We start from the raw sequence: 12331 nt of genomic DNA, 5'->3' as shown, positions 1-12331 counted from the left end.
GAGGCGCACCTCGCAACCGTCGACACCTCGATGCGCGCCGGCACCTATGTCGCCGAAAGTGCCGTGACCTTCGAGCAGCATGCGCGCACGTGGCTCGGCCGGCAGCTGCAGCACGAGCCCGGCACGGCTGAGACCGCCGAGCGGCGACTGCGCCTGGACGCCTACGACGCGTTCGGCCACAAGCCGCTGCAGCGCATCACGAAGGGCGATGTCCAGGACATGGTCGCCGCCCTCGCGCGGCGCGGCCTGGCGCCGGCGACGATCGCGCTGTCGTTCGTGTACGTCCGCGCGGTCTTCAATGCTGCGCTCGACGAGCGGCTCATCGTCGTCTCGCCGTGCAAGGGTGTCCGGCTGCCGAAGGCGGACCACAAGCTGATCGCGCCCATGACCGTCGAGCAGGTGATGACGGTGGGGGAGCGCGCGCCGGCGCACCTGCGCCGGGCGGCGGTGTTCGCGGCGGGTACGGGGATGCGGCCGGGGGAGTGGCGCTCGATCACGCTGGACCGGGTGAAGCCGGGCAAGGTGCACCTGGACCGCCAGCTCGCCCCGGGCACGAGCGCGTCGAAGGTGGTCTGGGGGCCGCTGAAGACGAAGGCGTCCTACCGGTGGGTGTCGCTGTCGCCGTCGATCGAGAAGGTGCTGCTCGAGCAGATCGAGATGGGGACCCGGGGTCCGGAGGGTCTGGTGTTCTCGGGGCTGCGCGGGGCGCCGCTGCGACGGCAGCAGTTGCAGTACGCCTGGGACAAGGCGACAGCCGGCATGGACTTGCCGGACCGGTCGGGGTGGCACGACCTGCGGCACTTCCACGCGTCGCTGCTCATCGCCCAGGGCGCGTCGCCGCGCGCGGTCGCGGACCGACTGGGGCACAAGGACCCGTCCGAGACGCTGGCGACCTACTCGCATCTGTGGCCGTCGGACGAGGGTCGGATCTGGGCCGCGGTTGAGGGTGTCTTCGGACTCTCGGACGGACCCGAGACGGACCAGCCTCGGTAACGCCGCAGGTCAGAGGCTGGTTCTTGGGTTACCCGGCGTACCGGCCGACTCATCCACCCCCAGGGCCTGGGCTCGACCTCGCGGTCGTTCACGCGTCCATCCCCGTGGGGAGGTGACGATCGTGCAGGCCCTCGAGCGTCGGGCTCATCGCACCGTGGGGTTCTTCTGCCGCCACTCGGCGGAGGCCGGTGTCGACAGCCACTCCTCGGAAGGGATCAGTGTGTCGACGCCGTAGTAGGCCGTGGCGCAGTTGCGGGCCCAGTCCGGCGAGGTGGTGAGGCGGAACGGCTCGGTCGAGCCGGAGATGGGAGTGGGCGTGAACCGCACGATGCGCCTGCCCTCGCGGATCTGTGCCTCGACCGCTGCGTTGTTCTGGTCCCAGGCCTTCGCGCGGACGGACATGTCCAGTACCAGCGCTGTACTACGCGGCACGATGGACCCCAACAACACCGTGCCGAACAGGGCCGACGCCCCGAGCAGTGCCGCCATGGCGGGAACCCTCGCGTTCTGCTGCCAGCGGCCGGAGCGGCGGCCCAGCCAGTAACCCGCCGCGGCGCCGTAGAGGGCGGCGGTCACCAGGGCGGGGATCAGGAAGCTCGTCCAGGCGCGCTGGAACCGCCAGCCCTCGGGTCCGTAGCCCTGCCGCAACCCGGCGATGACGCCGAACGACGCGATCACCACCAGAACCGCCGGCAGCACCACCACGAGCAGCGTGCGCGGACGGGTCCACGAGCCCCCGGCGAACGGCAGCGACGTCCTGCGCAGGGGCGCGCTGCTGGCGAGCAGACCGACCAGGAGCCCGGCCACGATCGCTGCGTAGTACGCGGGCTGGGAGAGGATGATCGCCCACGAGCTGAGCCAGCCGTGAACCGTCTCCGAGAGGCCGTGGAGCGACACCAGCGACTGCTGTTCGTGCCGGTAGGAGATCTGGGTGCGCAAGCGCTGGCCCGGCGAGAAGTAGAGGACGACGAATCCGGCGAACAGACCCATGAGCCACACGGCGAGCCACGTGATCGGGAAGCGGGCCCGCCGGTCCCGCCACGCCAGCAGGGCAGACAGCAGGGCCGTCACCGCGTACACGGCGCCGACCACGAAGAAGGCCTCGCCCAGCGATGCGATCACGAAGCCCATGAGCAACGCGAGCACGACCGCCGTGACGCGCACCCATCGCCGGGGACTGCGTGCGGCGACCACGAGGATGACCACGTTCCAGACGCCCAGGATCACCGGGACCGTGTGCGTGACGGTGGCAGCCGACCAGAAGAGGACCTGGTACACCACGTTGCCGGCGAAGAACGTGAGAGCCGACACGACGACCGCGAGGAGCCCAGCGGCCGCCGCCGGCCACCGCCACTGCAGGTGGCGCAGCGCCAGGTACAGCACGGTGAAGATGCCGACCGTCAGCGTGACGACCAGGACGAACGGCAACAGGCGAATGCCTCGGAGCCCGTCGGCGAAGACCAGGACCTGGCCCACGTGGTAGGCCAACCGGCCGTTCACCTTGAAGTAGTAGTAGTCGATGAAACCCAGTGAGCCGTAGTCGCGGACGCGTGTCGCCGCGCACCAGTCCTCCGCCGCCAGGCGAACGGTCCGGCCGGCGAAGGCGCCCAGCGCGAGCAGGTGCACCGCGACGGCGGCCGGCGGAAGCATCAGCAGCGCCCAGACCCATGGCCGGCGGCGGCTTCGGACGGTTGACCGCTCGTCGTCAGCACCCGAGGGTTCCGTGGCGTGTTCGGCCCCAGCAGGGGCAGGAGAACTCATCGCATCCCGACCCTTCGACGGACCTTGCGGCATCGAGCACGACCCGAGGGACGTGAACAGGCGGACATACGCAACTTCCGATGCAGGTCTAACACGGCGCTTCGGAACGCGATGCCTCAATGGCGCAAACCTCCCGGCCGCGCAACCGACGCCCAGGTCCCATGACCTTCGACTCACGTCGGCCGCCCGAAGAGACACCCTGAGAAGTCGCGCATCCGGATGGTCGGACGAACGTCCTACCCGCGGCCTGAGCGAACGTTCAGTCGAGCCACGTTTCGGATCAGGAGAGTTCGGCTTCCGTGCGTCGATTCGTCTGGCGGTCAGCAGTGGTCGGCTCAGGCGCCGGTGGGGGATCTGTCCGGCTTGAGCCGCAGACGTTCGGTGTCATTGCCACGCGTCGTCCGAAAACGTGAGACGTGGTGCACGCAGGCGCCCATACTTGAGCCGGGGGAAGGACGGGGGCCCATGTGATCGGCCACCGGATCGCTTTGGGGAGGCAGGGCGGATCATGAGCGTGACGGCAGGTCTGCGGGCCGAAGGTGACATCGTCGGAGAAATCATCCGGGTGATGGTGGTGGATGACCACCAGACCGTCGCGGCCGCAATGGCCCTGGCGATCGACATGGAGCCGGGACTGAGCTGCACCGGCTCGGCCCATTCCGCGGCAGAGGCTCGTCGTCAGGCCGCCGACCACCGACCCGACGTCATCGTCATGGACGTCAACCTCGGTGATGAGGACGGCATCGAGCTCGCGGCCGAGCTCATCCGTCAGAACCCCTGCCTCCACGTCGTCGTCCTCACCGCCGACATGGGCGAAGGGCTGCTGCGGCGCGCAGCCGCTTCGGGCGCGGGCGCCTTCCTCCTCAAGGACGGGAGGCTGACCGAGCTGTTGGAGGCCATCCGCAACCGGGACGGCGACGGGCTCGCGGTTCAGCCCCGCGTGCTTCGTGACGTGCTTCGCGAGTCACCGCCCGCGAACAGCCACACTCCGCTGACCGCACGGGAGGCCCAGGTGCTCACCCTCCTGTCCGAGGGTCACAACACCGCCGCCATCGCGCGACACCTGGGCATCACGCGCCTGACCTGCCGAGGCTATGTGAAGAACCTCCTCGTCAAGCTGCAGGTGCACTCACAGCTCGAAGCGGTGGTGACCGCCAGGAAGCTCGGCCTGATCGGTCCGTGACCGTGCGTCACCCGACCTCGATCGGTTCCGCGGCGCGTACGGCCACGGTACGGAGCCGAGCGGTCCGTCGCTTCGTCTGGTGGAGCCTGCTGGCCCTGCTGGTCTGTGCCGTTGGCGTGAGCCTCGCGGTCAGAGCGGCTGCCGCGGACATCGCGGTCCTCGACGCGAGCAGGCACGGCGCGAACTTCGCTCGGCACGCCGTCGCGCCGTTGGTCAACCAGGCACTGCGCGACGGTGAACCCACTGCCGTACGTGCCTTGGAGGGGCGGATGGAGAGCCCCATGAGGGACGGCTCCATGGTGCGCATCAAGGTGTGGGACCAGGGCGGTCACGTGATCTGGTCCGACGCTCCCGCCCTTCACGGCGAGAGCTTCGACCTCGAGCCAGAGGAAGCAGCGCTCTTCGGAACCGATGCCGTCCTTGCCCATGTCTCCGACCTCAGCAAGGAAGAGAACGCGACGGAACAGGCCTTCGACGAGCTGCTCGAGGTGTACGCCGCGACGTCGGACGCCGACGGACAGCCGATCCTCGTCGAGTCGTACTGGGGGACCAGCCGCATCCTCGACGACGAGATCGTGATCTCCTCGCGAATCGTGCCCCTGACCCTTGCAGCGCTCCTGCTCTTCATGCTGGCCGTGATCCCGCTGGGTCTCTCGTTGGCGCGACGGGTCGATGCAGCACAGGATGAGCGTGCCTCGCTCCTGCGCCATGCCCTCGCCGCCTCGGACATCGAACGCCGCAAGGTCTCAAGAGAGCTGCACGACGGCCTGATCCAGGACCTGACCGGACTCGGCTACTCGCTGCCTGCGATAGCTCGACAGCTACCGGAGGATGCGGCGGAGTCGAGGCAGGCCCTCGAGACCCTCAGCCAGCAGCTGCAGACGGACATCTCGGCCCTGCGGGCCATCCTGACGGACCTGTACCCCGTCAGCCTGACTCGAGAAGGCCTCGCGCCGGCGATCGAGCAGGTCGCCGCACCCGTGCGGGCGGCGGGCATCGACGTGGTGATCCACATCGACCCGACCCTGAACGTCGTCTCCCGCGAAGCAGTCGAGCTCGCCTACCAGGTGGCCCGTGAAGGACTCCGCAACGTCGTCAAGCACGCGCGGGCGACCACCGCGTGGATCACCGCGGACACGGTGGGGGACGAGGTCGTCGTGACCGTGACGGATGACGGCGACGCCCACGCCCTCGTGCCATCCGGTGAAGGACATCTCGGCCTCAGGCTCATCGAGGACAGCGTCACCGACATCGGTGGCTCGTTCAGTGCAGGCCGGGCGTCTTCCGGCGGGGCGCAGCTGGTCGCGCGCTTCCCCAAGATCTTCGTGTGGTCCTGGGCACGGTGAGACGCCCGCACCCTCATTTGCGGGTGTGAGTCATCCCCCTCGGTGTGGGGGCTTGAGGACCCCTCACCGGGCACTGTTGCGGCTCAAGGGGGTTCGAAACGATTGCCCCATGGGGAACGAGCGCGCACTGGGGACGAGGAAGCTGTTCGAACACGTGCGCAGCGCGAGTCCGGGCCGCTTCGCCCCGGGATTCCCCCGATCCCGGAACGCCGACCCCGGCCGGTCCGCAGGCCACTCGACTCCAGGCCGGTTCCTACCAGTGACGGTGGAGCGTCCTGGTACGGGCCGCCGACGCGTGCCTTCCACAGCATCCGACGTCGAGAAGACAGGCGATGGCTCGAACCGGGCGGCCTGTCCGGGATCCTCCCCTCCCGACTCGCAACGCGATGCATTGTCCCGGTGGGAGTTGCGCGGCGGGCGGTCAGGTCGGCGGCCACGCCGCCGGCCTGACCGTGCACCTGCCCACGCATCCGGCGGCCGCCCATGAGCGGGGGAGCGATGTCCGACACCTCGGCCGTCGTGCCAGGCTTCGGAGCGTCCCACGCCATCCGGATCACCCTGCTCGGCGGGCTGCGGGTGCAGACCGGTCAGACGGTGCTCGGACCGCGACAGCTGGGCGGCGCCAAGCCGCGGCACCTGCTCATCGCTCTGGCACTGGCCAGGGGCCTTCCGCTCTCCAAGGAGCACCTGGTGTCCCTGCTCTGGGAGGGGCAACGGCCGGTCACGTGCTCGGCGACCATCGAGACCTACGTCTGCGTCCTTCGTAAGCACCTCCACCTGCAAGGACAGGTCCGAGGCGGCCCCATCCAGACGCAGTCGGGCTGCTATGCGCTCGACATGGACCACGTCGATCTCGACATCGTCGACATCGCCCGTCTCGTCGAGCGCGGCCTGCACCCCAGCGTCGACCCGGCGACCGCACTGCCACTGCTCCGGCGCGCGCTGGCAAGCGCATCGGTGCCGCTCCTGTCGGACGAGCCACGGGCGCGGTGGCTCGATCAGGTGCGCGCCGAGCACGAGCGGTTGACGTCGGAATGGCTCGTGGCGGCGGCGGAGAAGGTCACCGCGGTCGCCCCCGTCGAGGCAGCGAGATGGGCGCGCCAAGCGCTGGACGCCGATCCGCTCGACGAGGAGGCCTGGTACGCCTACCTGCACAGCATGGAGCGGTCGGGGCGCCCGGCCGAAGGCCTTCGCGCCTATGACCGCTGCAGGAGGCTGCTCGCCGACGAGCTCGGCTGTGCTCCCGGAGAGAGACTCCAGCAGCTGTACGCGCGGCTACTCAGACAGTCGGCGACGACGGACACCGACCTGGAGCAGCTGATCGACGCCGTGGTTCGGCTGCACCAGGCCACCCACGACTGTGAGGCGGCCGCTGGTTCGACGGGCGCCCGCGCCGGTGGCCCTCCGCTCTCGGTCGAGCAGGCTCGGCGCACCTTGAGCAGGCTGCTGCGCAGCGCCTCCGAGCCTCGTCCGCGGCTCATCCGGACGGCCGGCGCATGACGGTGCACATCCCCTCCCGGGCGGGCGTCCGTCGCGCGACGCCACGCGCCGCCGGGGCCGCGCCAGAAGGTTTTCCAGAAGGTTTTCAGAAGGTCCCCACAGCACCGTGAGGCGAACACAGGAACAACTCAGGAGGCAGGTGTGCCATGAAACACTCCATCTGGAAGTCGCCCGGGCGTGCCCCCACCCGTGCCACAGCGACGCACGGCCGTATCTGGTTGCCGTCGCTGACGATGCGGTTCCGCCGCGTCGCCGCCGGCATCGCCTTCGTCGTCCCGGTGGCGATGGTGGTGCCTTCGGCGGCCTCGGCGGCGACGGCGCCGACCGGCAACGGGTTCGTCGTCACTGCCGGTGACCTCACGTTCATCCTCAAGCAGATCAAGATCGCCGAGCGGCACTCGGTGACCTGGACCGCCTCGAACCCGTGCGGCACTCTCGTCGGGCCGGCGTCGGACCAGATCCCTGACCGCCTCACCTCCTACGGACTGCGCACGACCGACGGGTCGTGCAACAACCTGTTCCCGGGGCGCGAGACCTTCGCTGCAGCCGACCAGCCGTTCCCACACCTGGCCACGCCGACGTTCCGTGACGCCGAGCCGATCACCGCCTCCTTCCCGGTAGGCCCTCCCGGACCGACGAGCTACAAGCAGCAGAGCCCCGGCAACGTCGTCGTCGACTCCCAGCCGAGGACAGTGAGCAACCTCGTCGTCGACCAGACCTCCACCAACCCTGCGGCCATCGCGGCTGCGGGGTTCCCGGTGCGCAGCCAGGGCAACCCCGGCAAGTTCCCCTGCACCACCGACCCGGACCCGCTGGCCGACCCACCGGTCGACGGCGTTCCGGCCGGCTGCGTCCCATCGCACCAGACCCTGGACATCCCCAACGTGACGACCGACGTCGGTCTGTCACCACCGTTCAACTCGATGTTCACGTTCTTCGGCCAGTTCTTCGACCACGGTGTCGACCAGACGGTCAAGGACCAGGGCACCGTCTTCGTGCCGCTCAAGGCCGATGACCCGCTGCGGACCCTCGGCCCGGACGGCAAGGCCAACACCGGCGACGAGGTGCCCGCCTCCCAGGCGTTCATGGTGCTCTCACGCGCGCAGGTCAGGCCCGGACCCGACGGCGTCTTCGACGACAACCCGGCCACCTCGGTGGACGAGACCGCCGACAACGTGCCGGCGGACAACACCGACTCCCCGTGGGTGGACCAGAGCCAGACCTACACCTCCCACTCCTCGCACCAGGTCTTCCTGCGCGAGTACTCGTTGGTCGGTGGAAAGCCCGTCTCCACCGGCAAGTTCCTCGGCGGGCTGGCCGCCGGCCAGACCTACCCCGGTTCCCCCGACGGCACGGACGGCATCTCCACGTGGGCATCGGTCAAGCGGCAGGCAGCCCAGAAGCTCGGCCTGCTGCTCGTCGACCGGGACGTGACCAACATCCCGATGCTGGCCACCGACCCCTACGGCAACTTCATCCCGGGCCCGGCTCGTGGACTGCCGCAGTACGTGACCGCGACCGGTCTCGTCGAGGGCGACATCGCGAACCCGGTACCGGTCCCGGCGAACGTCGCGCACTTCAACACGCCCTTCCTGACGGACATCGCGCACAACGCCGACCCGTCACCGCAGGACACCGACCACAACCCGTCGACGCCGCCGGTGGCCCCGACGCCGGACGCGGACACCAGCCCCTCGGCTGACTTCGCGAACCAGCCTGCCGGCACGTACGACGACGAGATGCTCGACGCGCACTTCGCCTGTGGTGACGGCCGCTGCAACGAGAACATCGCGCTGTCGACGATCCACCAGATCTTCCACTCCGAGCACAACCGGCTCGCGGACGACATCACGAACACGCTCAACGACCCGGCCAACGCCGCACTGCTGGCCGACTTCCAGGCGCCGCACCTGGTCAACGGGACGGATGCCAGCTACGGGTTCGGCGGCCGCCTCTTCCAGGCCGCCCGCTTCGTCACCGAGATGGAGTACCAGCACCTCGTGTTCGAGGAGTTCGGCCGCAAGATGGTGCCGGCGATCCGGCCGTTCCACGTCTACTCGCCGGACATGAACCCGGCGATCGAGGCCGAGTTCGCCCACGCGGTCTACCGCTTCGGCCACTCCATGCTCGACGACCAGGTCGCGCGCACCGACACGAACCCCGACGGGTCGAAGCTCGACAACAGCCTGCCGCTGCTGACGGCCTTCCTGAACCCGCCGGCGTTCTTCGACAACAAGGTCGACCCGACCCACCCGGTCTACACGCCGAGGGAAGCCGCAGGCGCGATCGTGATGGGCTCCTCGGACCAGACCGGCAACGAGATCGACGAGTTCGTGACCGAGACCCTGCGCAACAACCTGCTGGGCCTGCCGCTCGACCTGCCGACTCTCAACATGACGCGTGCCCGCGACGCCGGGGTGCCTCGGCTCAACGAGTTCCGCCGGGCGGTGTTCGCCGACACCAACGACGGACAGCTCACGCCGTACACCAGCTGGAGCGACTACGGACAGCACCTGAAGCACCCGGAGTCACTGATCAACTTCGTGGCGGCCTACGGCACGCACGACACGATCACGTCGGCGACGACGCTGAAGGCCAGGCGGGACGCCGCACGCGCGATCGTGGACCCGCGGCCGGCCGTCATCGACCCGACCACCGGAGCGATCATCACCCCGGCCGACGTACAGCCCGCGGACGCAGCCGACTTCATGTTCGGCACGGGCGCGTGGGCCGACGCGAACGGACGGACCACCACGGGCCTCGACGACGTCGACCTCTGGGTCGGTGGACTCGCCGAGGTCACCAACCTCTTCGGCGGCCTGCTCGGCAGCACCTTCAACTACGTCTTCCAGACGCAGCTGGAGAAGCTGCAGGACGGTGACCGGCTCTACTACCTGGCACGCACGCCGGGCATGAACCTGCGCACCCAGCTCGAGGGCAACTCGTTCTCCGAGATGATCCAGCGCAACACCGACGGCGCCGACACTCTCAAGGCCGACGCCTTCGCCACGGCCGACTGCAAGTTCCAGCTGTCCGCCCTCAAGGGAACGGCCGCCGACTTCACGGCGCTCGGATCCACCGTGGCGGACGACCCGAACACACCCGACTGTGACGAGAGCCTGCTGCTGCTCCGTTCGCCGGACGGCACGATCTCCTACCGGCAGCGCAACACCGTCGACCCGCCCGGCATCAACGGCCAGTCCGTCTACAACGGCACGGCCGGCGTGGACCGCATCAAGGGCGGCAACGACAACGACACCTTCTGGGGCGGCGCCGGCAACGACGTCATCGACGGGCAGGGCGGCGACGACATCGCCCTCGGTGGCGACGGCAACGACATCATCACCGACCTCGACGGTGCTGACGTGCCCAAGGGCGGCCCGGGGAACGACGCCATCGACGCCGGTCCCGGGGACGACATCCCCATGGGCAACGCAGGCCAGGACTTCATCAACGGCGGCGCCAACGACAACGAGACGTTCGCCGGTCCGGGCAACGACTACGTCATCGCAGGTCAGGGTGCCGACGCGGTGTTCGGCGATGGTGGCGACGACTGGATCGAGGGTGGCTCCGGGCAGGACCTGCTCCAGGGCGACCACGGTGCCCCGTTCTTCGACGACCCGGCCGAGACGGCTCCCGGCAACGACATCTTCGTCGGTCAGGTCGGCGAGAACGACTACGACGCCGAGGGTGGCGACGACATCATGGCGCAGAACGCGGCCGTCGACCGCAACGCGGGCGCGGGCGGCTTCGACTGGGCGATCGGCCAGTACAACACCGTGGCCCAGAACGACGACATGATGATCAACAACAACCTCGGCGGCCTGCCGATCCAGATCATCGTCAACCGCGATCGGTGGCAGGAGACGGAGGCCGACTCGGGAACCTCGTTCGACGACATCCTCAAGGGCACGGACGGCGTCCTCGCCTTCCCGCGCCTGATCGGTGGCGGCGGGTTCACGGGCTGCAACGCTCTGGACCAGGCCGGCGTGGCCCGGATCAAGGGACTCGCCGCGCTGCTCCCGCCGGTCGCGCAGTGGCAGGGTACGGCGGCCGAGACGGCGTCCCTGTCCGTCACCGGCACCTGCCCGCTCAGCGGTCCGGTCTGGGGTGAGGGTGACATCCTGCTCGGAGGCCCGGGCAGCGACACCTTCACGGGACGTTCCGGCAACGAGATCATCGACGGCGACAACGAGCTGCGTACCGCCATCAGCGTCACCGACGGCAACGGACACGAGTTCGGGCGCACCGACCTGATGGAGAACAAGGCCATCCCGGGCGTGGGCGACGGCAACTTCGGTCCTGGCACGACGGGCATGACGCTTCAGCAGGCCGTGTTCGCCGGACTCGTCGACCCGGGGCACCTGGTCAACGTCCGCGAGGTCGCCGACAACGTGACGACGCGCGCAGACTGCTCCGCTGCCGTGCCGCTGAACTGCGACACCTCGGTCTACGCCGGACCGCTCTCGCAGTACACCGTCACGACGAACGCCAACGGCTCGATCACGGTGGCCGACGCCAACGCGACGGTGCCGGCTGTCGGCGCGGCGCCGAAGGACGACGGCGTCGACACCCTGTGGAACATCGAGCAGCTGAAGTTCAGCGACACGACGGTGACCGTGGCGACGCCCTCGGCGCCGACCATCACCAGCCTCGTGCCCGGCAACGGGTCCGTGACGGTGAACTTCACCGGCCCGGCTTCCGCCACCAGCTTCACGGTCAAGGCGTTCCTCGGAACCGACGTGACCGCGGCGCCGGTGCGGACGATCACCGGGATCTCCCGGACGGCGACCTCGGCCACCGTCACGGGGCTCACCAACGGCTCGCTGTACACCATCACGGTGGCGGCAGTGAACCAGTTCGGCACCGGCGCCTCGGCGTCCGGGACGGCCACCCCGTTGGCTCCGACGCCACCGGCAGCACCGACGATCGGCGCGGTGACGTCCGGCAACACCACGGCAACGGTGAGCTGGACCATCAACGCCACACCCGCCGCGCCCGCGAGCTCGATCACCTCGTTCCGGGTGCAGGTTCGCCTGGCGACGACGAACGCGCTGGTGCGGACGGTCACGGTGACGCCGGGCACGGCGACGTCGACGACCGTCACGGCGTTGACCAACGGGACCGCCTACCGGTTCCAGGTCATCGCGGTGAACGCCGTCGGGTCGAGCGCGCCGTCCGCGCTGTCCGCGTCGGTCACACCGGCGACGGTGCCCGGGGCTCCGGTCATCGGGAACGCGGCGAACGGTCGGCAGGGCGGCGCCATCACCGCCATCGCCAACTGGGCTCCTCCGGCGTCCAACGGCGGCTCGGCGATCACGGGCTACCGCGTGACCGCGCTGCGGATGGGTGCAGGGAACACGGTGCTCGGTACGACCGTGTCCGCCCTGCAGCCTGCTACGGCTCGGCAGCTGGAGATGACCCTCCCGCAGACCGGCAACTACCGGTTCACCGTGCAGGCAGTCAACGCAGTGGGAGGCGGGGCCCAGTCGGCCCGCTCGAACCAGGTGCTCGGGCGGTGACCCTAACGCCAGGTCCCGACTGAACC

6 protein-coding genes are annotated in these 12331 nt (G+C 69.4%); 5 read left to right on the top strand and 1 reads right to left on the bottom strand.

All coding sequences use genetic code 11. The features are described 5' to 3' along the window. Nucleotides 1-30: 30 nt before the first annotated feature. Complete coding sequence (locus tag BIV28_RS07995) at nt 31-993, top strand: tyrosine-type recombinase/integrase (protein ID WP_207555850.1); 963 nt, start codon at nt 31-33, stop codon at nt 991-993. Nucleotides 994-1137: 144 nt separating this feature from the next. On the opposite strand, the gene BIV28_RS07990 is transcribed toward BIV28_RS07995, so the two are convergent. Beyond that, nucleotides 1138-2754 (bottom strand): hypothetical protein, encoded by a 1617-nt coding sequence (locus BIV28_RS07990; protein WP_207555849.1) that lies wholly within the window; start codon nt 2752-2754, stop codon nt 1138-1140. 508 nt (nt 2755-3262) lie between these two features. On the opposite strand from BIV28_RS07990, the gene BIV28_RS07985 reads away from it, so the two are divergent. The 4 genes from BIV28_RS07985 to BIV28_RS07970 all read left to right on the top strand — a co-directional run bounded on the left by BIV28_RS07985 (nt 3263) and on the right by BIV28_RS07970 (nt 12305). Continuing rightward, entirely contained in the window at nt 3263-3937 is a 675-nt protein-coding gene (locus BIV28_RS07985; protein ID WP_076260810.1) for a response regulator transcription factor, read from the top strand. Continuing rightward, a complete protein-coding gene (locus BIV28_RS07980; RefSeq protein ID WP_242652841.1) occupies nt 3934-5283 on the top strand; it encodes a sensor histidine kinase in 1350 nt (449 codons plus the stop codon). The genes BIV28_RS07985 and BIV28_RS07980 overlap by 4 nt, the downstream gene beginning before the upstream one ends. Nucleotides 5284-5781: 498 nt before the next feature. Beyond that, a complete protein-coding gene (locus BIV28_RS07975) occupies nt 5782-6783 on the top strand; it encodes an AfsR/SARP family transcriptional regulator (protein WP_076260809.1) in 1002 nt (333 codons plus the stop codon). 146 nt (nt 6784-6929) lie between these two features. Next, entirely contained in the window at nt 6930-12305 is a 5376-nt protein-coding gene (locus BIV28_RS07970) for a peroxidase family protein (protein WP_242652840.1), read from the top strand. Nucleotides 12306-12331: the final 26 nt, after the last annotated feature.

It is taken from the genome of Intrasporangium flavum (genome assembly GCF_001956915.1).
GTDB lineage: Bacteria > Actinomycetota > Actinomycetes > Actinomycetales > Dermatophilaceae > Monashia > Monashia flava.
This window is presented reverse-complemented; position numbering and strand designations above follow the sequence as displayed.